This is a genomic window from Halalkalicoccus subterraneus (genome assembly GCF_003697815.1).
In the GTDB taxonomy this organism is placed as follows: domain Archaea; phylum Halobacteriota; class Halobacteria; order Halobacteriales; family Halalkalicoccaceae; genus Halalkalicoccus; species Halalkalicoccus subterraneus.
On the sequence record NZ_RDQG01000013.1, the window covers coordinates 1 to 24,921 of the forward strand.

Below are 24,921 nucleotides of genomic sequence, written 5' to 3' on the forward strand. Positions count from 1 at the left end.
GTTGCCCGAGCCCTGGTCCTCGGCCTCGACGTTGACGATCCCGTTCTCGTCGATGTTGAATGAGACCTCGATCTGCGGGGTGCCGGCGGGCGCGGGCGGAATACCGGAAAGCATGAACTCCCCCAGGAGCTCGTTGTCCTCGGCCATCTCGCGCTCGCCTTGGAACACCCGGACCTGCACGGAGGTCTGGTTGTCAGCGGCGGTGGTGAAGACCTTCGATTCCTCGGTCGGGATCGTCGTGTTCTTCTCGATGAGTCGCTCGAAGAGGCCGCCCTTGACCTCGATACCGAGACTGAGCGGCGTCACGTCGAGCAGCACGATGTCGTCGACCTCCCCACCCAGGACGCCGCCCTGAATCGCAGCACCCAGCGCGACGGCCTCATCGGGGTTGACGTTCTTCTTGGGTTCCTGGTCGACGACCTCCTCGACCTTCTCTTGAACCTGGGGCATTCGGGTCGACCCCCCCACCAGAATGACCTCGTCGATCTCGCTTTCGTCATAGCCCGCATCGCTGAGCGCCTGCTCGGTCGGGCCGACGGTCCGCTCGATCAGGTCCGCAGTCAGCGACTCGAACGTCGCGCGCGTGAGCGAGGTCTCGAGGTGGACGGGGCCCGAATCGGTCGCCGTGATGAAGGGCAGGTTGATGTCGGTTTCCTTCCGGCTACTCAGCTCGATTTTGGCCTCCTCTGCGGTGTCCTTCAGGCGCTGGAGGGCCTGGCGGTCCTCCCGGAGGTCGATGCCGTGGTCGTTCTGGAACTCCTCGGCGAGGTGATCGATGACCGCCTGGTCCCAGTCGTCGCCACCGAGGTCGTTGTCCCCGTTGGTCGCGACGACCTCGTAGACGCCGCCACCGAGGTCGAGCACCGAGACGTCGAAGGTGCCCCCGCCGAGGTCGTAGACCATCACGGTCTGGTCGGACTCGTCGTCGAGCCCGTAGGCCATCGAGGCGGCGGTCGGCTCGTTGACGATGCGCTCGACCTCGAAGCCGGCGATCTCGCCGGCGTCCTTCGTCGCCTGGCGCTGCTTGTCGTTGAAGTACGCCGGGACGGTGATGACGGCCTTCTCGACGTCGTCGCCGAGGTATTCCTCGGCGTCGCGTTTGATCTTCTGGAGGATCATCGCCGAGAGCTGCTCGGGGGTGTACTCTTCCCCTTCGACCGCGACGGTGTAGCCGTCCTCGCCCATGTGGCGTTTGATCGAGGCGATCGTCCGGTCGGGGTTCTGGATCGCCTGGTTTTTGGCGGGTTTGCCGACCAGGCGCTCGCCGTCGTCGGTGAAGGCGACGACCGACGGCGTGGTTCGGTCACCCTCGCCGTTGACGATGATCTCGGGGTCGCCACCCTCCATGACCGCAAAGGCGCTATTGGTGGTACCGAGATCGATACCGAGAATCTTGTTACTCGCCATTGTTGGCCTATCATTGCGCGCTCGATCTTTTAAGCCTTGCTACCTCGAACCAGTGCGTGAAACCGTGTCAACGGGCCGCTCCCGGACGAATTCGGTCGATTCTCGCCGGGCGTACCGGGGAAAAACCGGAACCGCAATACTACTCTTCGGATCCGCCGCTGACGGTCACTTGCGCCGGGCGCAACACCTTCTCGGCCATCTCGTAGCCCGGCGTGTAGACCTCCTCGATTGCGCCCTCGGGCTGGTCCGACTCGACGCGCATCATCACCTCGTGGCGCTGGGGGTCGACCTCGGTTCCCGGCTCGGGCGAAACCGTGCTGACGTCCTCGTTTTCGAGCACGCGGTCGAACTCCGAGAGCGTCATCTCGACGCCTTCACGGAGGCTGTCCGCGTCCTCCGATTCCTCCTCGACGGCCCGGTTGAGGTTGTCCCGAACGTCGAGCAGGCGGGTCACGAGGTCCTCCGTCGCACGCTTTTCGACCTGCTCCTGTCGTTTTTTCGCGCGCTTCTTGTAGTTCTGGAAGTCCGCCTGCGTGCGTTTCAGTCGCGATTCGAGGTCCTCGATGCGTTCCTCGCGCTCGTCGAGTTCGGCTTCGAGCGTTTCGACCTGGTTCCCGTCCTCGGTTTCTTCGGTTTCCTCGGCTTCGTCGACCGATTCGGTCGCCCCCGATTCCTCGACGGTCCCCTCGTCGGAAGCCTGCCGCTCCTCGTTGCTCATACGTCGACGGTGCGCCCGCGCGGGTTTAAGGGTTACAGAACCGGCTCGTAGTCGGTGATCCGAAACCGACGTCTCGTCTCAGGGAGCGGTAGACTGGGCGTCGGCACGTCCCATCCGCCGGGCGTCCATCGCGACCGCCGCCAGCGCGATGCCGGTCGTGAGCAGGTTGATCCCGACGAGGAGGCCGATCGCCCACGCGGCCGTCGACGGCCAGCCCACGAGGATCAACCCCGCAAGCACGCCGAGCATCGAGAGGATCCCCCGACGATCAACAGCGACCGCCACGCCTTCCCGCCCCGTTCGGTCACTCGTGTCGCCATCGTTTTCACCGGATCAGATAGGACCGTCAACACGGTGATCGTGTCTGCGTATCCACAGAAAACCGACCGTGCGTTGCTGTCGACGACCCGACAGGTGGTGTCGGATCTGGGCAGCGCGGCGGTTATATCCCGCGGGCGACAACCGTCGACCGTGGCGATACGCCTCACCTACGAGGGCGGGACGATCCGCGTGAGCGGCCCGGAACGCGACCTCGCGGCCCTCGAAACGGACTCGCTTCTCGAATACGATCCCCGAAGCGAGACCGACAGAGCTCCCGCGTTCCGGTACGCCGAGCTCCGAGACCGGCTCGACGGGGAGGGGATCGAGTACGAGGACCACCTCTTCGAGACACCGTCCGTGGGGCTCGTCTCCGAGTACGAACTGCGCTCCTACCAACGGGCAGCCCTCGACGCGTGGCGCGACAACGGGGATCGCGGGGTACTCGAACTCCCGACGGGCAGCGGCAAGACGGTGATCGCGATCAAGGCCATCGAGGCCCTCGGGATCCCGACGCTCGTCGTCGTCCCCACGATCGACCTGCTGAACCAGTGGCGCGAGGAGCTCCGCACGGAGTTCGATATACCAGTAGGACAGTTCGGCGGCGGCGTCCAGTCCCGGGAGGCGATCACGGTCTCGACCTACGACTCGGCCTACCTCAAGGCCGATTCAATCGGCGACGTCTTTCCCCTGGTGGTCTTCGACGAGGTCCACCACCTCGGCGGGGAGGGCTACCGCGAGATCGCCCGTCTGTTGGCCGCACCTGCCCGACTGGGATTGACGGCGACGTTCGACCGGTCCGACGGCGCCCACGAGACGATCGAAGAGCTGGTCGGGCCGGTCGTCTACCGGACGAGCGCCGAGGAACTCGCGGGCGAGCACCTTGCACCCTACGACGTCAAACGGATCGAAGTGTCGCTCACCGACGCCGAGCGCGAGGAGTACGAGGAGGTACAGGAGACGTTCGTCTCCTACCTCCGGGAGTCGGGCATCGACATGCGGCGAGGAAGCGACTACCAGGAACTCGTCAAGCGTTCGGGGTCGGATCCGCGTGCGAGGGAGGCGCTGCTCGCGAAACAGCGCGCCCGCGAGATCGTCTCGAACGCCGAGCGCAAGGTCGAGGAGCTGGGCGCGATCCTCGACCGACACCGCGGCGAGCGGATCATCGTCTTCACCGCCCACAACGACCTGGTCTACCGTCTCTCCGAACGGTTTTTACTCCCGGCGATCACCCATCGCACGGGCACGGAGGAGCGCCGCGAGATCCTCGACCGCTTTCGAGACGGCACCTACTCCCGGATCGTCGCCTCGAACGTTCTGGACGAGGGGGTGGACGTCCCGGACGCCAGCGTCGCGGTCGTCCTTTCGGGCAGCGGCTCCCAACGGGAGTTCACCCAGCGACTGGGGCGGATCCTGCGGCCGGGCGAAGGTAAGCGGGCACTGCTGTACGAACTCGTCAGCGAGGACACGGCCGAGGAGAACGTCGCCGCGCGCCGGAGGTAGTCGGTTTTTACCCCACCCAGCTCGTAGGAAGGCCAGTGCTGACGAAAGACCTGCTCCGCGTTTCGCGTGCCGGCGGGCGCTACTCGCTCCGGTTCGCCGGCCGCGAGGGCCGCCCGCTTGCGGCGAAGGTGCTAGGTGCGTTCGAGGACCACGTCGGGGAGCCGCGCGAAGCGCTCGACAGCGCACTTGCCGACCTCGAAGGCGAGTACGACTTCAAGCTCGTCCGCGGGCTCGCGAAGCTCGTCGAGCGCGAGGTGACCTTCGAGACGCGGGCGGCCGTTCCCCCCGAACGTGCGCGCCGGGCCGCCTTCGAGGCCGGCGAGGCCCTGCTGGTCGCGGACGAGCAGGGGCGGACGGACGCGCTCGTGCGGGCCGGCGATGCCCTCGGTATCTCGTCCGTCGAACTCGATCGCGCGCTGTACGCCGACCGGGAGGACCGGCAAGTGCTCGCCGAACTCGGGAGTCGATACGATCCCGAGAGCCTGCTCGCCCAGTACGACCTCTCGCTGGCTCAGACCGCGCTGTTCGACGCCCGCGAGATCCGTATCAGGAGCGACGACCCCCGCAGACTCGTCTCGGCGACCAAGCGACTGGGTCTGCTCTACGAACTCGAAAAAACCGACTCGGGTCGAGAACTCGTCGTGACGGGTCCCGACGCGCTGTTCCGTGCGACCCGTCGGTACGGGACCCGGTTCGCCCGATTGCTCCGAACCGTCGTCGACGCCGGCGACTGGGAGCTTCGCGCGACGATCGACGACCACGGCACCGAACGAACCCTCGAACTCTCCGCTGCTGACTCCTCGCTGCGCGCGCCCGACGCCGAACCGGTCGTGGAGGTGAGCTACGACAGCGAGGTCGAACGCGAGTTCGCGACCCGATTCGGGGCGCTCGATCTCGACTGGGAGCTCCGACGGGAACCCGAGCCATTGGAAGTCGGCGCGAGCGTGATGATCCCCGACTTCGCGTTCGACTACCGCCACGGCGACTTCCGCGTCTACTTCGAGATCATGGGATTTTGGACCCCCGAGTACGTCGCAAAGAAGCTCGACCAGCTGGAGCGCGTCGAGGACGTCGAACTGCTCGTGGCGGTCGACGAGTCGCTGGGTGTGAGCGAGGCGATCGAGGCGCGCGATCACCGTGTCGTTCCCTACTCAGAGCGGGTGCGGATCAAGGACGTCCGCGACGCGCTGCGCCGCCACGAGGAGCGCCTCACAGCCGCGAGCGCCGCGACCCTTCCCGATGCGCTCTCACCGAAGGAGGACGTCGTTTCGCTTTCGGCGCTCGCGGGGCACCACGGGGTGAGCGAGCGCGCGCTCGACGGGGTCGACTTTCCCGACCACGAACTGGTCGGGCGAACCCTCGTACGGCCGGCGGTCCTCGAAGCGATCGACGGGCGGCTCATGGAGGGCCAGTCCCTCGCCGAGGCCGAGCGCGCGCTCGACGGGCACGGGATCGACGAGACCAGCGCGGTCCTCTCGCGACTCGGCTACCGCGTCGAGTGGGACGGGCTCTCGGGCGGAACGCTTCGGCCGATCGACTGACACTCTACGTTCACGACCGGAAGACTTTTTATTTAGTGGTCTGTAGGATTTATTACTTCCCGGTCCTGCTGATTCCCCTCCCCACCCCAGTGGATTCGGGAAGTGTTTTTCCTTTCCTCGACTCACAGCGAGAGCCCGCGCGTTCGGACGACAGCGAGGCTCGCCACGGCGACTGCCAGTAGGAGGCCGAGCGCGCCGTAGGCGACGCCCCAGCCGGCGACGTCAGCGAGCGTACCGGTGACGACGCTTCCGAGCGCGCCGAGCAGCATGTAGACCGTTCGCACGAGACCGAACCCCCTGTTCTCCTCGCCCTCCGAGAGCCGGACGATGTAGCGGTCCTGGAGCGGCGCGCTCCAACTCATCGCGACGCCGGCGAGGACGACCCCGAGGACGACGACCGGGAGCGAGGGACCGAGTACCAGCACTGGATAGGCGAGGATTCCGACCGCGAGCGTCGCCGCCAGCGTCGGATCGCGTCCGAAGCGATCCGAGAACGACCCGATCGCCGGGGCGAAGATCCCGTGAGCGACGAAGTACAGCGAGAAGAGGACCCCGGACAGCGCCGTCGAGTAGCCGTGACGGGCGATCAGAAAGGTCGGCAGGAACGAGGCGGTCGCCTGCCACGTGAACGCCGCGATCACCGCGAGAACGGTGGTGTAGGCGATCGCGGGTCGCGAGAGGAGTTCCAGAAGGGTCCGTGGCTCGAACTGCTTGCGAAGCGGGCGCTCGGGGTGCTGGGGCTCGGTCCCTCGCACCCGCCAAGCGAACAGCGCGCCGACCGGGACTGCCACGACTGTTCCGAGGAGGAGCGCGACCCGCCAGCCGTAGCGCGCGCCGATGGCGGCCGCCAGTACGGGTGCCGAAAGTCCCGCGATCGGGCTGCCGGTGACGTGCAGCCCGATCGCGCGGCCGGTGTTCGAGAACAGCCGTGTGAGAAGCGTCGTCGCGACCACGTAGTGAAGCCCCGCGCCCGCGCCGAGGAGTACGGCGAAGAAACCGAAGGCAGCCATCGACGGCGAGAGCGCGAGCGCCGCGCTTGCGACCGCCGTCGTCGTTACGGCGGTGAGGATCACTCGGCGCTCGCCGAAACGATCCGCGAGGACGCCCGATGGAAACTGCGAGAGCGCGTAGGCCGCCCACATCCCCGACAGCGCCAGTCCAATGGTTCCTGAGGAAGTCCCGAACTCGGCGACGATCGCCGGGACGACGGGGCTGATGACCAGCCGGGCGACCATCGTCGCGAAGAAGGCGAGCGTACACAGGACGAGGACGGTGTTTCGGTACTCCCAGCGCACGACTGGCGATTGATCCGACCCCGGCTAAAACGTGTGGATAGCGGCCAGCGAGACGACCTTTCCCACCTTCATTCGAACGTTCCCGATTCGACGACGTAGATAACGATACCGAGAACGACTGCACCGCCGCCCGTGATCATGCCGGATTCGACCAGCGACCTCCCAAGTATGTACGAAGTGACCGACATCGCGACAACCCATCCAGCAGCCGTGAGAAGCGCCGTCTGTACCGACGTCATCTCCGCGTTCGGCGGACCGATGGCCATATTCTCGACTACGAATTTTGACGATAAAAGCCCATTGGGCGGGACCGTCCCCGTTCCGAACCCCTTCAGTCCTCACGACGCCGTCCTTTCGGGACCACCGAGCGGAGTTCGCCGTGGAGGTACAGCCCTACACCGAGCGGCTCGCGTCCGCCCGCGATCTCGTGGGCGGCGATCAGGTAGCCCCAATCACCGTCCCACTCGAGTTCCTGATCCTTCCCACGAACGAACGCCATCGCTTCCTCGGGATCGAGGTCGATGACGTTCCGCGTCGCCTCCCGGCCGAAACGCTGGACCGCGTTGGTCGTCGGCTTCCAGTGTTCCTGGCGGGTTCTGAGGAACTTCATGCCCAACCCCTCGATCTCGGTGGGTGAGGGGACTGCTCCGTGAAGGACCCAGATCTTGCCCGCGCCCTTCTCCCAGAACGAGTGGTCCTCGAACTCCTCGGGGCCGATCCCGAAGCGCTGGTCCCACCACTCGACCACCTCTTCGCGGGTGGCTCGGTTTTCGAGTTCGCGCTCGGCGTCGGTGGCGGGTAGGCGGTCGAAGCGCTGGCCGTCGTTGCTCATCCCGTCACCTCCAGTTTTGCACAGAAGAACCCGCCGGTGTCGTTGTGATGCGGGTAATACCGTCGGGCCTTTCGGACAGACGCGTCGTACTCCTCTCCTTGCCACTCGGTGACGCCCGGCCGGGAGTCGAGGGCCGAGTCGAACTCGACGACCCGGCAGTCCTCGTGCTCCAGAACGTGATCCAGCACGGCCTCGTTCTCCTCGGGGGCGAACGTACACGTCGAGTAGACGACGGTTCCTCCCTCGCAGGTGGCTTGTATCGCCCGCTTGAGGATCCCCTTCTGTACCCCTGAAACGCCCTCGACGTGCGAGAGGCTCCACTCGTCGAGCGTGTCGGGACGCTTTCGGATGATCCCCTCACACGAACAGGGTGCGTCGACGAGCACGCGGTCAAAGGCGTCGAGCCCGACGGGCTTGAGCGAGAAGTTCCGCGCGTCCTGGCGGGTCACGGCGACGTTCGTCAGGCCCAGCCGTTCGGCGTTAAAGCGCAGCGCCGACAGGCGCCCGAGGTTGTTGTCGTTTGCGACCACCGGGCCAGTATCGTCCATCAGTGCGGCGATCTGAGCGGTTTTTCCGCCGGGAGCGGCACACGCATCGAGCACGCGCTCGCCGGGCTGGGGATCCAGCACCGTCGCCGGTAGCGAGGAGACTTCCTCCTGGCCGTGGATCCAGCCGTGGAAGTACGGCCACGTGTTGCCCGGCTTGCCGGTCTCGAGTTCGAGCACGGTGGGATTCCACGCCCGGCCCTCGTAGTCCACTCCCTCCTCGTCGAGGGCACGTTTCGTCCGTTCGACGCCGGCTTTGATCGTGTTCACACGGACGACCGACGGGAGCGGGCGCTCGCAGGCGGCGAGAAAGGCCTCGAAGTCGTCGACGAGCGGCTCGTACCGCGAAAGCACCTCCATCGCGTTCCGGTAGCCCGCTCGTGTGCTTGTGGGTTTCGCTATTCCTCGGGGCGCGTTCCCTCCTCGAACTCGGCGTGCTCGATCCATTTCTCGAGCGAGGGCTGGCCGCAGTAGCGCACCGTGTCGGTTCGGTCGTCGTAGTCGATGACGTGTGCCTCGATCAGCTTCGGGAGATGTCGCTCTTCGAGCGCCGTCTCGATCGCTTCGGTCGTCCCCTCGTGATCCGGCGCTTCGCGCTCTCGTATCCGTTCGGCAAGCTCCCCCAACGTCATGCCCGCTTCACCGTTCCGATAGAGGGCATACAGCGCGTATCTCCGACGACGGCGACACAGCAACTCGAATATCGCGTCCAGAGAGAGCGTCCACGGACCAGCCGTACTCACGCCTCACCCCTGCTCTCGCGGGACTCACCCATCGCTCTTTCTTCTCTTTCTCGTCTCTCGAACATTCGTTCCCCTCCAACTACATTATTGATGTGACAGTATATCAACCGTGCGTTTCGGACTCCCTCGTTCGCGCTGATCGGCCAGTCGGGGCGTAGCGTGGCCGCTCCGAACGCCATTGACGCCGGCGGTCCCTTTATTGAGATGGGTCGCGTCGGTCGGCTATGGCACGGATTGACGTTCACGACGAGTCCGTCTCGCTCGACGAGCCGTTCCTCGTCGAGGGACTTCCTGGTGTGGGGCTGGTTGGAAAGATCGCGACCGACCACCTGGTCGAGACGTACTCGATGAGCCACTACGCGAGCGTCTACTGCGAGGGGCTCCCCAAAATTGGCGTCTATCTCGATGACGACGACGAACTCAAACCCCCCGTTCGGCTCTACGCCGATCCCGAGCGCGATCTGCTTGCCCTGCAGAGCGAGGTGCCCGTTTCGGGATCCGGCGCACCGGAGTTCGCCGCCTGCGTGACGGGCTGGCTCGAGGAGCGCGGGGTGACGCCGCTGTATCTCAGCGGGCGGCCCGCCGAGAAGGAGGGAACGCCGGAGGTCTACGGCGTTGCGACGGGCACGGGGAGCGAACATCTCGATCAGGCGGGGATCGTCCCGCCCGGTGAAACCGGCTTCATCAGCGGGCCGACCGGCGCGCTGCTCAACCGGGCGATCGAAACGGATCTCGATGGCGTCGGCCTGATCGTCGAGAGCGACCTCCAGTTCCCCGACCCGGAGGCCGCCCGCGCGCTGATTCAGGCGGGAATCGGACCGATCCTCGACATCGACGTCGACGTCGGGCGGCTGGTCGAACAGGCCGAGACGATCCGCGAACAGCGCGAACAGCTCGCCCAGCGAATGCAGGAGATCGAGGGCGACGAGAGCACGCAGGCCCAACCGCTCAGGATGTATCAGTGATCGCGAACCCGTCCGATTCGACGGGAACCGAGACGGGCGTTCCTGCCGGTGGTTTGGACTAGGTTCATTTCCTTCGAAAGCGTAGGGAGGGTATGTCAGATCTCGAAGAGAGCGTCGAGGAGTTCCTCGACGACGCGGACTACGTGCTCTCGGAGTACCAACAGGGATACATGGACGCCGACGCGGCGCTGTCGGTGTTGGAGGGGCACGTCGACGACTTGGACGAGGAGTTCCGGGGGTAGGGAGCCTCGGTAGCAAGCGTTATGCGCGGGCGGGCCGCGCTCCAACCCATGACGGAGTTCTCACGACGAGTCGAGTCGGTCTCGATCAGCGGGATCCGCGAGGTGTTCGAGGCCGCCGGTGAGGAGGCGATCAACCTCGGGCTCGGGCAGCCCGACTTCCCGACGCCCGACCACGCCCGCGCAGCCGCCATCGACGCGATCGAGAGCGGTGCGGTCGACGCCTACACCTCCAACAAGGGCACTCGGGAGCTGCGAGAAGCCATTAGCGAGAAGTACGACCGGGACTATTCCCTCCAAATCGATCCCGAAGACGTGATCGCCACCTCGGGGGGCAGCGAGGCGCTGCATTTGGCCATCGAGGCCCACGTCAACCCGGGTCAGGACGTGCTGATTCCGGACCCCGGCTTCGTCTCCTACGACGCCCTGACGCGGATCGCGGATGGGGTTCCAAAGCCCCTCGAACTGCGCGAGGACCTCACGCTCGACCCCGAAACGGTCGAGGCGGCGATCACTGACGACACCGCTGCCTTCATCGTCAACAGCCCCGCCAACCCCACGGGCGCGGTCCAATCGGAGGAGGACATGCGAGAGTTCGCCCGGATCGCGGACGCTAACGACGTCCTGTGTATCTCCGACGAAGTCTACGAGCACATCGTCTTCGAGGGCGAGCACCGTTCTCCCCTCGAATTAGCGGAGACGGACAACGTCGTGGTCGTGAGCGCCTGCTCGAAGACCTACTCGATGACCGGCTGGCGACTCGGCTGGATCACCGGCTCGAACCGCCGGATCGAGCGCATGCTGCGGGTCCACCAGTACGCCCAGGCCTGTGCGAGCGCGCCCGCCCAGTACGCCGCCGAGGCCGCCCTCTCGGGTCCCCAAGAGCCCGTCGAGGGGATGGTCGAGACCTTCGAGGAGCGCCGGGATCTCGTCCTCGACGGGCTGGCCGACATGGGTCTCGAAACACCCACCCCGCAGGGAGCCTTCTACGCCATGCCGAAGGTGCCCGAGGGGTGGGTCGAGGAAGTGATCGACCGGGGCGTGGTCGTCGTCCCCGGCGAAGCCTTCGGCGAGAACGGTGCGGGCTACGCACGGCTCTCGTACGCGACGAGTACCGAGGAACTCGAAGACGCCCTCGGGATCATGCGCGAGGCGACCCGGGCGGTGCGGTGATCTCGCGGTCGGGCCGCGGTCGACCGGGTTAAAACTCCGTCGGACGTTCCCCGTATCGACGATCGTTTATCCGAATCCGAGTAACGTTCATGAGAATGGTGGATCCTGATCCGACGTGTGGACGTCGTGAGGTACCTCGAACGGACCGAAATCACGGACACGATAGGCCGATCGAACCGGGGAGGCGCGGACGATGGACGTAGTCAACCGGGTGTTCAACGCCGAAAGCGATCACGGCACGTTCGTCTACTTCATCGCCGCCATCGCCGCGCTCAACGGGCTGTTGTTCGGCTTCGACGTCGGCGTCATCTCCGGGGCGCTGTTGTACATCGACCAGTCGTTCACCCTCTCGCCGTTCATGCAGGGGCTCGTGACCAGCAGCGTGCTCGTGGGGGCGATGATCGGGGCGGCCACCGGCGGGAAGTTGGCCGACCGCTTCGGCCGGCGGCGGCTGACGCTTGCGGGCGCGGTCGTGTTCTTCGTCGGCTCGTTCGGGATGGCCCTCTCGCCGACGCTCGGCTGGCTGATCGTCTGGCGGGTCGTCGAGGGCGTCGCCGTCGGCGTCGCCTCGATCGTCGGCCCGCTGTACATCGCCGAGACGGCCCCGCCGGACGTCCGGGGGGCGCTCGGATTCCTCCAGCAGCTGATGATCACCATCGGGATCCTGCTGGCCTACGGCGTCAACTACCTCTTCGCGCCGGAGTTCCTCGGGATCATCGGGTGGCGCTGGATGCTCTGGTTCGGGGCCGTCCCCGCCGCGGTGCTTGCGGTCGGGACGTACTTCCTACCCGAGAGCCCGCGCTGGCTCGTCGAGAACGAACGCGTCGAGGAAGCCCGAAGCGTGCTCTCGCGCATCCGCGACACCGACGCGGTCGGCGAGGAGGTCGAGGAGATCCGCGAGGTCAGCGAGATCGAGGAGAAGGGGGGCCTCTCGGACCTACTGGAACCGTGGGTCCGCCCGGCACTGATCGTCGGGGTGGGACTGGCGATCATCCAGCAGTTCAGCGGCATCAACACGATCATCTACTACGCGCCGACGATCCTCAGCAACATCGGCTTCGGCGACATCGCCTCGCTGGCCGGCACCATCGGCGTCGGGGTCGTCAACGTGGCGCTGACGGTCGTGGCCGTCCTGTTGGTCGATCGGGTCGGCCGGCGGCCGCTGTTGCTCGTCGGCACGGCGGGAATGACGGTGATGCTCGCTATTTTGGGGCTTGGTTTCTTCCTGCCCGGCCTCTCGGGGATCATCGGCTACGTGACGCTAGGAAGCATGTTTCTGTATGTCGCCTTCTACGCGATCAGCCTCGGGCCGGTGTTCTGGCTGCTGATCTCCGAGATCTACCCGCTTCGGATCCGCGGGACCGCCGAGGGCGTCGCCAGCGTCTTCAACTGGGGCGCGAACTTCCTCGTCGGGCTGACCTTCCTCCCGCTGATCGACCGGATCGGGGAGGGCTATTCGTTCTGGATCCTCGGGGCCTTCTGTCTGCTGGCGTTCGTCTTCATCTACGCTCGCGTCCCCGAGACGATGGGGCGGTCGCTCGAGGAGATCGAGGCCGATCTGCGCAACAACGCCATCATGGGTCCTGACGCGGACGTCGAGGACTCCGAACGGGAGCACCGTACCGACTGAGGCTGGGTGCCGGTGTCGCCATTCGGCTCGGTGACACATGGTCGCCGTCCAGTTCGCCGACCCGCTACCTCCCCGAGAGGACCCGCGCGAACGTTCGGACGCGTTCGGCGGCGCGGTCGTCGGCGTGATCGAAGGCCAGCCGACGCACCCGTTCGCGCTCCTCAGTATGAGCCTCCGGCGATTCGAACAGCTCCTCGAGCGCGTCGAGTAGCTCCTCGAACGTCTCGGCGACGGGACCGGGCGTGACTTCGTCGTAGTCGAGGTTGAACCCGGGGCGTTCAGCGTACTCCTCGCGATCGTAGGCGTAGAAGGCAACCGGCCGGTCGAGCAGCAAATAATCGAAGTAGACCGACGAGTAGTCCGTCACAAGCGCGTCGACTTCTCGAAACGTGGGGTAGACGTCGAACTCGGCCGGGAGAAAGCGAAGGGAATCGAACCGTTCCCCGTCGACGTCGGGCTCGTTGAACGGGTGGAACTTCACGAGCATCGCCGCGTCGTGGTCGGCGAGGAACGCGTCCAGTCGCTCGAAGTCGACGTGTTCGGCGGGCGCGCACTCTCCCTCGCGGTACGTCGGCAGGTAGGCGACCAACCGATCGGCGTCGATGTCGGCGATGGCGTCGAGGAGGTCGTCGTCCTGTCGGATCCGTTCGCCGGGGACCTCTCGGGCGAGCGCGTCGTTGCGCGGATAGCCCGTCACCGGAAAATCGGGATCGATCCTGAACGCCGACCGGAAGGAATCGGCGAACCCGGCCGCGGTGAGGGTGAGGGCGTCGAACTGGTGGTACGTGTATCGGAGCCGGAGTCGTTCGAGCAGCGGGAACGCCGCGAAGCTCGGCGCGTCGGTCGCGATGCGCTTCAGCGGGACGCCGTGCCAGAGCTGGATCAGGTACGCCCCGCCGGTCGGCCACAGCGGCATGTCCGTCATGGTACCGGTAACGAAGACGACGCCCGCCCGTAACATCGCCATCCGTCCTCGGAGCGAATCGGCACGGTGGGCGTCGAACCCGTTCGCACGGAGTTCGGCCACCGTTTCCTCGCGTTTCGAGATCCACACCGGCCGGGCGTCCCCCTCGCGTGCGACGTTCAAGAAGAGGTACTTCGCGTTCCCCTCGAAACGCTCACCGCCGCGGGAGCCGAACACCCACAACGAGTCCTCGCGCGGCACGAACCGCGCGAGGCGATGGGCGAGCAGCGAACAGGCCTCCCGGAGGAGGGCCACTCAGACCTCTCCCCAGAGCTGTTGGCCGGTCCGCAGGTCCTCCTGGTCGTCGATCTCGATCCAGTCGTCACGCACCTCGACGACGCCGAGCGATCGGTCGGGGACGAGCCGGTCGAGTGCGGCCTCGTACCACTCGCTTGTCCGGCCCCGCTCGACGAGGTCGTCGAGGCGGCGAACGAGTTCCCTGGCGTCCTCCGGGCCGAACTTACAGAGGCCGATGTACTCACCCTGGGCACGGTCGAGCTCCTTGCCGATCGCGAGGACCCGCCCGTCCTCGACGCGGACTTTCATCCCCTCGTCGGCCAGGTCGTTCGTGGCGTCGACCACCAGTGCCGACCCCTCGTGCTCTCGAAGCCGGTCGAGACAGTCGGTCGGAAACAGCGTATCGGAGTTGATGAGCGTAAAGCCCTCCCCGAGGTGCTCGCGCGCAAGCCACAGCGAGTAGCTGTTGTTCGTCTCCTGGTAGGTTTCGCTGTGAACGAACTCGAACTCGATGTCGTCGTACCCCTCGCAGAACGCACGGATCTGCTCGGCCTCGTAGCCGGTGACGACCGTCACCCGCTCGTAGTCGGTTTCGACGAGCGCATCGAGGATGTGCCCGAGGATGGGACGGTCGTCTACGCTCAACAGTGTCTTCGGCGTTCCGTCCGTGAGAGGCTGTAGACGCCGCCCGATCCCGGCAGCGAGAACCACCGCATGGACGTCCCCCTGACCCCGTGATTGACTCATGGCTGTAATATAATTCACAAGTAAGACGAAAAGTGTGGTGGGTTTATCGGAGAAAACGACGAACGAACCCCCGATCCACGATGAACGTTCAAGAAGGACCTTCGAGACGGGTAACGCCCCTCAAAGCGGCTCCTCGCCCTCGATCATCCGCCTCGCGCGCTCGGCCAGCGCCGGGACGCGATCGCGCATCTTCGGGTACATCGGGTCGTCGGAGTTGCCTTCGAGGTAGCGCCTGAAGAACATCTCGCCGAGCGCGGCGAGTTTGTAGACCGCCAGCGTGCGGTAGAAGCGCTCGTGTTCGAACTCGATCCCTAACCGTTCCTCGTAGCGTGCGACCAACCCCTCGCGGGTCGGATACCCGTCCCGCTCCATGAATCGCGCGGTGAGCTCCGGGATGGCTGGCTCGGGGTCCTTCGGATCGCGCCAATAGGAGAGCATCCACCCCAGATCAGCGAAGGGGTCCCCGAGGGTGCTCATCTCCCAGTCGAAGACCGCCACCAGATCGGGTGGCGTGCCGGGTGCGAACAGCACGTTGTCGAGTTTGTAGTCGCCGTGGACGAGGGTGTGGGGGTGTGAACTCGGCCTGTTCGCTTCGAGCCAGTCGCCGACCTTCCTGAGGGTAGGTACCTCGCGTTCCTCTGCCGTGACCTCGGTGGCCCACTCGATCTGGTCGTCCCAGCGCTCGACCTGTCGGTCGGTGTAGCCTGCGGGCCGACCGAACTCCGACAACCCCACGTCCCGGGGGTCCACCTCGTGGATAGCAACGAGGGAATCGACCAGTTCGTAGCCAACCGCCTCCCTGTGGTCGACGAATCGCTCGGGCTCTTCCTCTCTGAGGACGTCGCCGGCGACCCGTTCCATCACGTAGAAGTCGCTGCCGATCACGTCGTGGTCCTCGCAGGCCAGCAGGGTCTCGGGGAGCGGGACATCCGTCCCCTGTAGGGCGTCCATCACTCGATGCTCCCGAAGCACGTCGTGGGCGGTGTCTGCGACCTCGCCCGGCGGCGGGCGGCGAATCACCAGCTCCCGCTCGCCCCACGTCACGAACAGCGTCTCGTTGGAGTGGCCCTCCTGGTGGTGGGACACCGAGTAGCGCTCGACGGGGCCGAGTTCACCTTCGAGGTACGCCGCGAGTGCGTCCTCGTCGACGAGGCGCTCGAAGTACGTCTCATGCGCGTCGGTCATGCGGATCGGTAGTCCCCCGTCGTATGAATAGCTATGGGATGGAATTACCAACCGACACTCCCTCGGGGGAATCCTTTTACAGTGTATCGCCGATGTCTTCGTATGGAGTACGACGACACACGGCGTGCACGCGAGTTCGCCAGCCGGACCCGCGAGTTCGTCAACGAGGAGGTGATTCCGGTCGAACGGGAGGTTATGGGGAGCGGTCCCGTCCCGGAAGCGCAGCTCGAAACGCTGCGCGAGGCCGCCCGCAAGCGCGAGCTGTATGCCCCGCACTTACCCGAGAAATACGGCGGGCAGGGCCTGAGCTACCGCGATATGTTACCCGTTTTCGAGGCTGCAGGTCGAAGCCTGCTGGGACCGGCCGCCCTCCGCGTGGATGCCCCCGACGAGGGCAACATGCACACGCTCGAACTCGTCGGTACGGAGGAACAGAAAGCGGAATGGCTCGAACCGCTCGTCGCCGGCGAAATCCGTTCGGGCTTCTCGATGACCGAACCCCTTCAAGGGGGTGGCTCCGACCCGAAAATGCTCGAAACCCACGCGAAAAAAGAGGGCGACGAGTGGATCCTCAATGGTCACAAGTGGTGGACGACGCAGGGATCGGAGGCCGACGTACTGATCGTGATGGCGCGCACGGATCACGAGGCCCATCCCTACGCCGGCTGTTCGCTCTTTCTCGTTCCGAGCGACACCGAGGGAGTGGAGGTCGTCCGGGAGATCCCCCATGTCGGTGGCGAGGTCACGGGCACGAGCCACGCCGAGATCCGGTACGACGATGTGATAATTCCCGAGGAGAACCTGTTGGGAGAGCTCAACGAGGGCTTCACCCACGCCCAAGAACGACTGGGACCCGCCCGCCTGACCCACTGCATGCGCTACTCGGGGATGGCCGAGCGTGCGCTGGACGTCGCGAAGGCCTACGTCAGCGAGCGCGAGGGGTTCGACGAACGGCTCAGCGAGAAGCAGGCGATCCGCTTTACGATCGCGGAGGCCGAGACGGACCTGCACGCCGCGCGGACGATGGTGCGCCACGCCGCCCACGAGATCGAATCCGGCGGGGAAGCGCGGATTCCCGTCTCGATGGCGAAGGTGTTCGCCGCCAACACCGTTCAGGAGGTGATCGACGACTGCCTCCAACTCTGTGGCGCCAACGGCATCGGCAAGGACCTTCCGATCGCCGACTTCTACGAGAACGTCCGCCAGTTCCGGCTGGTCGACGGGGCCGACGAGGTCCACAAGCGCGTGATCGCCCGCGATGCCTTCGAGGATGTCGACGAGAGCGAGATCGAACACATCACCCGATACGGGGAGTAACTCGCCCTCCGGGATGAACGCTTATTAACAGTGAATGGAAACACGACTGATGTACTACCAATGGTAACAACAGTTCGCAGTCGGGCGAAACGATGAGCGGGCGGTTCGGGGTCGACGGGCAGGTTGCGATCGTCACGGGGGCGTCGAGCGGGATCGGCCGTGCGATCGCCGAACGCTTCGCCGACGAGGGCGCACGGGTCGTGATCTGCTCGCGCGAGCAGGGAAACGTCGACCTGGTCGCAGAGGACATTCGCGAGGCGGGCGGTGAGGCGCTGGCCGTCGAGTGTGACGTCACCGACCGGGAGGCCGTCGAGGCACTGGTCGAGGCATGCGTCGAGGAGTTCGAGGAAATCGACTGTCTCGTGAACAACGCCGGCGCGAGCTTCATGGCCGGCTTCGACGACATCAGCGAGAACGGCTGGCAAACCATCGTCGACATCAACCTTCATGGCACCTACCACTGCACGCAGGCCGCCGGCGAGCATCTCAAACGGGACGACGGGACGGTAATCAACCTTTCATCCATAGCTGGCCAGCACGGTTCGCCCTACATGAGCCACTATGGAGCGGCCAAGGCGGGGATCGTCAACCTCACGACGACCCTTTCGGCGGAATGGGCCGGCGACGGCGTTCGAGTGAACTGCATCGCGCCGGGCTTCGTCGCGACGCCGGGCGTCGAATCCCAGATGGGCGTCTCCGCCGACGAGATCGACCGCGAGTCGGTCGAGCGCCGGATCGGGCTCCCCGACGAGATCGCCGACATCGCCCAGTTCCTTGCGAGTCCCGCCTCCTCCTACGTCGTCGGCGAGACGATCACCGCCGGCGGGGTACCCCGCGTCGAGGAAACACCCGAACTCTGATCAGCTGATCGAGTAGCAGCCGTCGAGTGGCCGACTCCCGATGGGCGTCGCCTCGCGTCCGATCCCGTCGTCGTTTACCAGCGTAGCTCTGCTGGCTACTCGCCGGTCTCGGAGAGGTCGTTCAGGAGTTCGGGGTCGGTCCGGAACTTCAGGACGTTGTGAATGACTGAATTACGGATGTTCTCGATGACCGCGCCGTGGGCCTTGTAGAACTCGTGGATCCAGTGCGACTCCGACCGACGGTCCGGAAACATCATCACCGATTTCCATTGGTATTCGCCGTCCGAGAGGAAATAGAAGAGGGTGTGACGGTCGTCGCGGATGTACTCCATGGCGTCGCGCCACCCCTCCTCGAAGTTCTCGGGATTGAACTTGAACTCGAAGAGTCCGAAGATGAAGTACTCCTCGTTGGGGACGATCGTCTCGCGGAAGACGCCCTGTTGGCGCATCTTCCGGATCGACTCGCTGACGGTCACGTGCGAAACGTCGATGTCGTATTCGTCCTCTAGAATTTCGGTGAGTTTGCGCGAGGAGATCTGCGGGTTCGCCGAGAGCTCCCTGAGAATGACGATGTCGCGCTCCTTGAACTCCCAGTTTGGCGGGTCTTCGGGCATGATCGTGGAATTTCTCGCCTCGAATACTGGTCCTTTCGATCAGCGCAGTTGGTCCGCGATGATGTTCTTCTGGATCTCGCTGGTCCCCTCGTAGATCTTGGTGATCCGGGCGTCCCGGTAGTAGCGTTCCGCGGGATGATCCGTCACGTATCCCGCCCCGCCGTGGACCTGGATCGACTCGTCTGCGACCTCGACGGCGTGCTCGCTTGCAAAGAGTTTCGCCATGCTCGCGAACTTCATCGCCGTGCGCTGGTCGCCGTCCGTGACCTCGCTCGCCGCCCGGTAGGTCAGCGACCGGGCCGCCTCGACCGAGGTCGCCATCTCCGCGAGTTTGTGCTCGATCGCCTGGAACTCCCCGATCTTCCGGCCGAACTGCTCGCGCTCGCCCGCGTACTCGAGGGCGGCATCCAACGCCCCCTGTGCCGCACCCACGGCCTGAGCGGCGACGCTCACCCGCCCGGAGCTGAAGAAGTTCATCAGCTGGTAGAACCCCTCGTTCACCTCCCCGATGACGTTTTCTTCAGGCACATGCACGTCGTCAAGGATCAGTTCGGCGAGATCCGAAGCCCGGATGCCGAGCTTGTTGTCGATCTTCTCGGCGGTGACCCCCTCGGTGTCGGTCGGAACGAGAAACGCGGTGATCCCGCGCTTTCCGGCCTCCATGTCGGTTTTCGCCATCACGACCGCGACGTCGGCGACCGTTCCGTTGGTGATCCATGTCTTGTTGCCGTTGATGACGTACTCCTCGCCGTCCTGCTGTGCGCGCGTTTCCATCCCCGCGACGTTCGACCCGTGGGCGGGCTCGCTGATCGCGCTTGCACACGCCGACTCGCCGCCCGTGATCCGGGTGAGCCACTCGGATTTCATCCACTCGTCGCCGAACTCGAGGATCATGTTCGATCCGAATCCTCTGGAACCGATCGCGCTCCCGATTCCCGGGTCGGCCCGCCAGAGTTCCTCGGTAACGATACTACTCGAGAGGGTGTCCATCCCCGGCCCGCCGTACTCCTCGGGGATGTTCGGCGCGACGAGATCGTAGCGGGCGGCCTGTTCGATCAACTCGTAGGGGTATTTTCCCTCCTCGTCGTGCTCGCGTGCGACCGGCGCGATCTCCTCTTCGCCGAACTCCCGCACCGCATCGCGGATCGCCCGGTGTTCGTCGGACAGCGTGAATGCCATACGGGCGAGTCGAATTCCGCTGTAAAATATCTTTGCCAGTAGTTCGAACTTCGTTAACCAAATCGTCGTCCGAAACGCCCCCGTTTAATACCGGCGCAGTCATGGGTGAGGTATGCACGCCATCGCGCTCGGCAACGAGGAGTTCGAAGGACGCAATACCGCCTATCTCATGGAGGGCGAGCCCCTGACGCTTCTCGATACCGGGATCGCGACCGGGCGAACCCGCGGGCAGCTCCACGAGGGACTTGCCGAGTACGGCTACGACGTTCCCGATATCGAGCAAGTCGTCCTCACGCACTTCCATTCCGACCACGCCGGATTAGCGGGGGAACTCCAGCGCGAGAGCGACGCGACGGTGTACGCCCACGCGGCCGACGCACCGCTGATCGAGCAGCGCGCCGAGGCGCTCGCCGATCTGGACGCACGCCGCCGTGAGCTGTTCGCCGAGTGGGGGATGCCCGAGGCGGAGCGCGAAGAACTGCTTACCTTTCTCGACTCCCATCAGGAGATCATGGGCGAGCCGGCCGACGTCACCACGATCGAGGACGGTCAGCGGATCGAGACCGGCGAGATGGCCCTCGATACGCTGCACACGCCGGGCCACGCCGCGGGACTCTGTTGTTTCGCGTTCTCCACTGGGGACGGAACCGAGGCGTTCGTCGGCGATACGATCCTCCCTGTTTATACCCCGAACGTCGGCGGCGCGGACGTCCGGGTCGAGGCCCCCCTCGAAAAATACCTCGCTTCCCTCCGAACGCTGATCGAGCACGACTTCGAGCGGGTCTGGCCGGGCCACCGTGACGTCATCGAGGAGCCGACGGAACGCGCCCGGTATATCCTCGATCACCACCGCGAGCGGACCGAACGGGTCCTTTCGGTGCTCCGGGAGGGACCCGCCGACGCCTGGAGCGTCAGCGCGGAGCTGTTCGGCGATCTCGAAGGGATTCACGTCATGCACGGTCCCGGCGAGGCCTTCGCCCATCTGGACCATCTCGAAGATGCGGGCCACGTCGAACGCGACGGGAAGGAGTACGTCCTCACCGGGGAACCGGACCTCGAATCGTTGATCCCGTCGGCCTGACTTTTGACCCGACCTAACGCTTAACGTCCCTCGAACTCCGGATCGCGCCCCTCGAGAAAGGCCTCGACGCCCTCCTCGTGGTCGGCGCTTTCGAAGACGACTCCCTGAGCGACCGCCTCGTCGGTCATCGCGCGGTCGACGGACTTCTCGAGGCCCTCGCCGAGCAATCGCTTGGCGTGGCGAAGCGCCACCGTCGGGCCCGCGGCGATCCGCTCGACGAGCTCGTCGGCACGCTCGTCGAACTCCTCGGTGGGATAGACGTGGTTGAACAGCCCGATCTCGCCCGCGCGCTCGGCGTCGAGGATCTCGCCGGTGAAGACGAGTTCCTTGGCGACGTTCTCGCCGACGACTCTGGGCAGGAGATAGGAAGTCCCGGCGTCGACGCTCAGGCCCACGTTTCGGAAGACGAAGCCCATGCTCGCCCGGTCGCTCGCCAGTTGGAGGTCACAGGCCAGCGCGAGGTTCGCGCCGGCACCCACGGCGGGGCCGTCGACCTTCGCGACCGTCGGCAGCGGATAGGTGATTAGTCGGGCGAGGGTCTCGCTGGTCGTACGTTCGAGCTCGCGCACCCGCTGGTCGATTGGGGCGTCGCCCTCGATCCCCTCGCGCATCGCAGCGATGTCCCCGCCCGCCGAGAACGCGCCGCCCGATCCCTCGACGACGAGACAGCGCGCGCCGCGCCCCTCGACCGTTGCGAGCGCCTTACGCAGGCCGTCGCTCACCTCCTGCGAGAGAGCGTTCTTTCGGTCGGGCCGGTCGATCGTGACCGTCGCTACCCCGTCGTCGAGCGCCAGTCGAACGGCGTCGCTGTCGATCATTCGGCGTCGAGTTCCCGCTCTTCGAGTTTGAACTTCTGGACCTTGCCGGTGGTGGTGCGGGGCAGTTCCTCGACGAACTCCACCTCGCGGGGGTGTTTGTACTCCGCGAGGTTCGACAGGCAGTACTCCTTGATGGCCTCCTCGCTCACGTCGGCGTCCGGTCTCAAGACGACGTAGGCCTTGATCGTCTCGCCCCGGCGCTCGTCGGGGATCCCGACGACGGCGGCGTCCGCCACGGCCTCGTGTTCGAACAGCAGTTCCTCGACTTCGCGCGGGTAGACGTTGTAGCCCGCGGTGACGATCATGTGTTTCTCGCGATCGACGACGTAGTAGAAGCCCTCGGCGTCGTGATAGCCGATGTCGCCGGTGTGGAACCAGCGTCGCCCGCCCTCCTCGGTGAAGGCCTCCTCGTTCGCCTCGGGCAAGCCATAATACCCCTTCATCACGTTCGGGCCGGCGATGACGAGTTCGCCCGTGATCTCGTTGAGGTCGACCTCCTCCTCGTCGACGGGGCCGCGCTCGACCGGCGGCACGTCGGTAAAGTCGTCGGTGACGATCCGCGAGTCGATCCCCGGCAGGCTCTTGCCGATCGAGCCGACCCGACGGTCGTCGGGGCTGTTGAAGTGCGTCACCGGCGAGGTCTCGGTCAGCCCGTAGCCCTCACAGACGGTCACGTCGTACAGTTCCTCGAACCTCCGGAGGACTTCGATCGGGATGCCAGCGCCGCCGACGCCAGCGAGACGGAGCGAGGAGAGGTCGAACTCCGTGGCGTCGGGCTGGTTGATCACGTCGTTGTACATCGCGGGCACGCCGTGCATCAGGCTGATCTCTTCCTCGGCGATCAGCGAGGTCGCCTCCCCCGCGTCCCACGACGGGCGCGGGTAGTACGCCCCGCCGGCGAAGAGCGTCGCGTTCATCGTCACCGTCATCCCGTAGATGTGAAAGAGGGGAAGCACGCCGAGCATCGTGTCGTCGGCGCGGATCCCGTCGGGGACGATCGACACCGACGCCTCGGCGTTCGTCGCGAGGTTCTCGTGGGTCAGCTGCACCCCCTTGGGCCGGCCCGTGGTCCCCGAGGTGTAGGGCTGGACCGCATCAGCGTCGTCGTCCCGCTCGACCACGTCGAGTTCCTCCTCGGCGAGGAACTCCTCGAAGGTGATCGCCCCTTCTGCTTCGCCGCCCACGGAGACGACCGTCTCGACGTCGGTGTCGTCCTTCACCTCCTCGACGAACGGGACGAGATCCGACAGCGTGACGACCGCCTTCGCCCCGCTGTCGGCGAGCAGGTGGCCGATCTCGCGGGCCTTGTACTGGGGGTTCATCGGGACGACCACGCCGCCGGCTCTCAGGGTCCCATGAAAGGCGACGAGGAACTGTGGGAGGTTCGGTAGGTAGACCCCCACCCGGTCGTCGGCCCCGATCCCTCGTTCGTCGAGGGCCGCCGCAAAGCCCCCCGTCTGCGCCCAGAACTCCCGGTAGGGGGTTTCGTCGCCCTCGTAGCCGACCGCCGTCCGCTCGGGGGCCTCCTCGACCACCCTCGCCACCTGTCTGACAAGATTTGTCATGTTCGATCCGTACAATGGTGCTCCCCGGCAAAAAGATTCCCACTGTGTCTTCCAGAATTTCCGAAAGTACCCGATATCCCTACCAGTGATCAACGACTCGATACGGTCGTCCAGATGGGTTAGGACGCGTCGAGCCGGGACCCACAACTATGTGAGTCCGAGCCATCGAGGTACCCATGGCCTTCGCACGCCACGGAGAGGGGGTCGGTGGGGATCTGTCGGCGCTGCTCTCACAGGTCCATCCCGTGTTCATGCTGCCGCCGGTCGCCGCCTCGTGGTTCGGTAGCATGCTCGCCGGGGAGTTCTCGCTCGCGCTCGGCGCGCTGCATATGACGGCGATCTTCGCAGCGGTCTACACCGCCCACGTCAAGGACGGCTACGTCGACTTCTATCGCCGGGGCGAGGACGACGACCACCCGCTCTCGGAGGCGGGCTGTGAGCGCGCGCTCGTGGGTGCAACCGTCCTGTTTTTCGCCTGCACGCTCGCGCTCGGAGTCCTCGTCGGTCCGTGGGCCGCCCTGCTGACGCTGCCGACGTGGCTCATCGCCTACCTCCATGCACCCCAACTCGACACCAACCCGATCACCACGACGACGGGATATCCGGCCGGGATCGCGCTCGCTATCCTCGGGGGGTTTTACGTCCAGGTCGGCGCCCTCGAACCGATCGCGCTCGCGTTCGCGCTCGTCTTTCTCGTCCTGCTTTCGGGGGTGAAAGTCATCGACGACCAGCAGGACTACGCCTACGATCGCTCGATCGAGAAGCGAACCGTCGCGGTCGCGCTGGGTCCCGAGCGCGCCCGGAGCACTGCCTACGGACTGATGGCGCTCGGGCTGGCGCTCGTGGTCGGCTTCGCGCTCCTTCGAGTGTTCCCGCCCGAAACGGCGCTCGCCGTGGTCGCGTTCGGCGTCGTGGCCGCGATCTCCCGGCGTGCGGACTCCGAACTCGCGACGATGCTGCTCGTTCGCGGGGCGTACGTCTTTCTGGCTCTCCTCCTTGCGGCGGTCTGGTTCCGACCGCTGTAGCCGGCCCGGGTTTTAATCCGTCCCCGTTCGAACGCCGGGACATGGCAGACGACACCGTCCGCACGACGGCGATCGAGACCGACATCGTCTCGCGGACCGCCGAGGATTCGGACGTCGACCGTGAGGCACTGGCCGATGCGCTCGAACTGCTCGACGCCGACCTGAAGGGGCGTCACTCCGAGTTCGAGCACGACACCTACGTCACCGTCGAGGAGCGACGCGCCTACGCCGTCGACCCCGACGAGTGGGAGTCGCTGTTCGAGCCCTACGACCTCGGGGACTCCCTCGAGGACGCCGCACGGCAGGCCCACGAGCGCCAGGCCGAGGCGCTGTTCGTCGCGAGCGAGGGCGACAGTGACTCCCTAGGAAACGCCTCGGGCGTCGTCGCCGGGGTCGACACCGCAGAGCAGTTCGACTGAG

General features: G+C 65.6%; 26 protein-coding genes. 11 read left to right on the forward strand and 15 right to left on the reverse strand.

Annotated features, from left to right (window positions below; all coding sequences use genetic code 11):
* From dnaK to EAO80_RS03390, 3 genes are all read right to left on the reverse strand, one after another.
* The coding region (dnaK, locus tag EAO80_RS03380; RefSeq protein ID WP_122088533.1) for a molecular chaperone DnaK at positions 1-1,407 on the reverse strand (1,407 nt) is incomplete at its 3' end.
* Between the two features lie 139 nt (positions 1,408-1,546).
* Entirely contained in the window at positions 1,547-2,125 is a 579-nt protein-coding gene (locus tag EAO80_RS03385) for a nucleotide exchange factor GrpE (protein WP_122088534.1), read from the reverse strand.
* A gap of 78 nt (positions 2,126-2,203) precedes the next feature.
* Positions 2,204-2,410 carry a DUF308 domain-containing protein gene (locus EAO80_RS03390; protein WP_211330623.1) on the reverse strand — a complete coding sequence of 69 codons (207 nt, stop codon included), beginning with the start codon at positions 2,408-2,410 and terminating at the stop codon, positions 2,204-2,206.
* A gap of 186 nt (positions 2,411-2,596) precedes the next feature.
* On the opposite strand from EAO80_RS03390, the gene EAO80_RS03395 reads away from it, so the two are divergent.
* Both EAO80_RS03395 and EAO80_RS03400 read left to right on the forward strand, forming a co-directional pair.
* Complete coding sequence (locus EAO80_RS03395; protein ID WP_122088535.1) at positions 2,597-3,946, forward strand: DEAD/DEAH box helicase; 1,350 nt, start codon at positions 2,597-2,599, stop codon at positions 3,944-3,946.
* Between the two features lie 35 nt (positions 3,947-3,981).
* The gene (locus EAO80_RS03400) at positions 3,982-5,487 is read left to right on the forward strand and encodes a DUF790 family protein (RefSeq protein ID WP_122088536.1); all 1,506 of its coding nucleotides are present in this window, start codon (positions 3,982-3,984) and stop codon (positions 5,485-5,487) included.
* A gap of 122 nt (positions 5,488-5,609) precedes the next feature.
* On the opposite strand, the gene EAO80_RS03405 is transcribed toward EAO80_RS03400, so the two are convergent.
* The 5 genes from EAO80_RS03405 to EAO80_RS03425 form a co-directional block, all read right to left on the reverse strand.
* Positions 5,610-6,782, reverse strand: a complete 1,173-nt coding sequence (locus EAO80_RS03405) for an MFS transporter (protein ID WP_122088537.1) — start codon at positions 6,780-6,782, stop codon at positions 5,610-5,612.
* 68 nt (positions 6,783-6,850) lie between these two features.
* Positions 6,851-7,048, reverse strand: coding sequence for a hypothetical protein (locus EAO80_RS03410; protein WP_122088538.1), 198 nt, complete (start codon positions 7,046-7,048; stop codon positions 6,851-6,853).
* 65 nt (positions 7,049-7,113) lie between these two features.
* The gene (locus EAO80_RS03415; RefSeq protein ID WP_122088539.1) at positions 7,114-7,614 is read right to left on the reverse strand and encodes a DUF7122 family protein; all 501 of its coding nucleotides are present in this window, start codon (positions 7,612-7,614) and stop codon (positions 7,114-7,116) included.
* The gene (locus EAO80_RS03420) at positions 7,611-8,519 is read right to left on the reverse strand and encodes an RsmB/NOP family class I SAM-dependent RNA methyltransferase (protein WP_122088540.1); all 909 of its coding nucleotides are present in this window, start codon (positions 8,517-8,519) and stop codon (positions 7,611-7,613) included. Before EAO80_RS03420 ends, EAO80_RS03415 begins: the two co-directional genes overlap by 4 nt.
* Positions 8,520-8,557: 38 nt before the next feature.
* Positions 8,558-8,902, reverse strand: a complete 345-nt coding sequence (locus EAO80_RS03425; RefSeq protein WP_122088541.1) for a DUF7344 domain-containing protein — start codon at positions 8,900-8,902, stop codon at positions 8,558-8,560.
* Positions 8,903-9,126: 224 nt separating this feature from the next.
* Here EAO80_RS03425 and EAO80_RS03430 point away from each other — a divergent pair, with 224 nt between their 5' ends.
* The 4 genes from EAO80_RS03430 (at position 9,127) to EAO80_RS03440 (ending at position 12,909) form a co-directional block, all read left to right on the forward strand.
* Positions 9,127-9,867 carry a proteasome assembly chaperone family protein gene (locus tag EAO80_RS03430; protein WP_122088542.1) on the forward strand — a complete coding sequence of 247 codons (741 nt, stop codon included), beginning with the start codon at positions 9,127-9,129 and terminating at the stop codon, positions 9,865-9,867.
* Positions 9,868-9,959: 92 nt separating this feature from the next.
* Entirely contained in the window at positions 9,960-10,109 is a 150-nt protein-coding gene (locus tag EAO80_RS19395) for a hypothetical protein (RefSeq protein WP_162993848.1), read from the forward strand.
* 48 nt (positions 10,110-10,157) lie between these two features.
* Positions 10,158-11,279 (forward strand): pyridoxal phosphate-dependent aminotransferase, encoded by a 1,122-nt coding sequence (locus EAO80_RS03435; RefSeq protein WP_122088569.1) that lies wholly within the window; start codon positions 10,158-10,160, stop codon positions 11,277-11,279.
* 193 nt (positions 11,280-11,472) lie between these two features.
* Positions 11,473-12,909: a sugar porter family MFS transporter gene (locus tag EAO80_RS03440; RefSeq protein ID WP_122088543.1), complete on the forward strand. Its 1,437-nt coding sequence runs from the start codon at positions 11,473-11,475 to the stop codon at positions 12,907-12,909.
* Between the two features lie 64 nt (positions 12,910-12,973).
* On the opposite strand, the gene EAO80_RS03445 is transcribed toward EAO80_RS03440, so the two are convergent.
* From EAO80_RS03445 to EAO80_RS03455, 3 genes are all read right to left on the reverse strand, one after another.
* Positions 12,974-14,128, reverse strand: coding sequence for a CDP-glycerol glycerophosphotransferase family protein (locus EAO80_RS03445; RefSeq protein ID WP_122088544.1), 1,155 nt, complete (start codon positions 14,126-14,128; stop codon positions 12,974-12,976).
* Positions 14,129-14,857: a phosphocholine cytidylyltransferase family protein gene (locus EAO80_RS03450; protein WP_122088545.1), complete on the reverse strand. Its 729-nt coding sequence runs from the start codon at positions 14,855-14,857 to the stop codon at positions 14,129-14,131.
* 120 nt (positions 14,858-14,977) lie between these two features.
* Positions 14,978-16,042, reverse strand: coding sequence for a phosphotransferase family protein (locus EAO80_RS03455; protein ID WP_122088546.1), 1,065 nt, complete (start codon positions 16,040-16,042; stop codon positions 14,978-14,980).
* A gap of 102 nt (positions 16,043-16,144) precedes the next feature.
* Between EAO80_RS03455 and EAO80_RS03460 the strand changes: the two genes are divergently transcribed.
* Together EAO80_RS03460 and EAO80_RS03465 are read left to right on the forward strand one after the other, a co-directional pair.
* The gene (locus EAO80_RS03460) at positions 16,145-17,359 is read left to right on the forward strand and encodes an acyl-CoA dehydrogenase family protein (RefSeq protein WP_122088547.1); all 1,215 of its coding nucleotides are present in this window, start codon (positions 16,145-16,147) and stop codon (positions 17,357-17,359) included.
* Positions 17,360-17,451: 92 nt separating this feature from the next.
* Positions 17,452-18,219 (forward strand): SDR family NAD(P)-dependent oxidoreductase, encoded by a 768-nt coding sequence (locus tag EAO80_RS03465; RefSeq protein ID WP_122088548.1) that lies wholly within the window; start codon positions 17,452-17,454, stop codon positions 18,217-18,219.
* A 95-nt stretch (positions 18,220-18,314) separates the two neighbouring features.
* On the opposite strand, the gene EAO80_RS03470 is transcribed toward EAO80_RS03465, so the two are convergent.
* Complete coding sequence (locus EAO80_RS03470; RefSeq protein ID WP_122088549.1) at positions 18,315-18,833, reverse strand: winged helix-turn-helix domain-containing protein; 519 nt, start codon at positions 18,831-18,833, stop codon at positions 18,315-18,317.
* Between the two features lie 39 nt (positions 18,834-18,872).
* Complete coding sequence (locus EAO80_RS03475) at positions 18,873-20,012, reverse strand: acyl-CoA dehydrogenase family protein (RefSeq protein ID WP_122088550.1); 1,140 nt, start codon at positions 20,010-20,012, stop codon at positions 18,873-18,875.
* A 112-nt stretch (positions 20,013-20,124) separates the two neighbouring features.
* Here EAO80_RS03475 and EAO80_RS03480 point away from each other — a divergent pair, with 112 nt between their 5' ends.
* On the forward strand, positions 20,125-21,093 hold the full coding sequence (locus EAO80_RS03480) for an MBL fold metallo-hydrolase (RefSeq protein WP_122088551.1): 969 nt from the start codon (positions 20,125-20,127) through the stop codon (positions 21,091-21,093).
* A 20-nt stretch (positions 21,094-21,113) separates the two neighbouring features.
* On the opposite strand, the gene EAO80_RS03485 is transcribed toward EAO80_RS03480, so the two are convergent.
* Both EAO80_RS03485 and EAO80_RS03490 read right to left on the reverse strand, forming a co-directional pair.
* Complete coding sequence (locus EAO80_RS03485; protein WP_122088552.1) at positions 21,114-21,911, reverse strand: enoyl-CoA hydratase-related protein; 798 nt, start codon at positions 21,909-21,911, stop codon at positions 21,114-21,116.
* Positions 21,908-23,476 (reverse strand): long-chain-fatty-acid--CoA ligase, encoded by a 1,569-nt coding sequence (locus EAO80_RS03490; protein WP_122088553.1) that lies wholly within the window; start codon positions 23,474-23,476, stop codon positions 21,908-21,910. Before EAO80_RS03490 ends, EAO80_RS03485 begins: the two co-directional genes overlap by 4 nt.
* A gap of 176 nt (positions 23,477-23,652) precedes the next feature.
* Here EAO80_RS03490 and EAO80_RS03495 point away from each other — a divergent pair, with 176 nt between their 5' ends.
* Positions 23,653-24,501: a UbiA family prenyltransferase gene (locus EAO80_RS03495; RefSeq protein ID WP_122088554.1), complete on the forward strand. Its 849-nt coding sequence runs from the start codon at positions 23,653-23,655 to the stop codon at positions 24,499-24,501.
* Between the two features lie 41 nt (positions 24,502-24,542).
* Positions 24,543-24,920: a hypothetical protein gene (locus tag EAO80_RS03500; RefSeq protein WP_122088555.1), complete on the forward strand. Its 378-nt coding sequence runs from the start codon at positions 24,543-24,545 to the stop codon at positions 24,918-24,920.
* Position 24,921 lies beyond the last annotated feature (1 nt).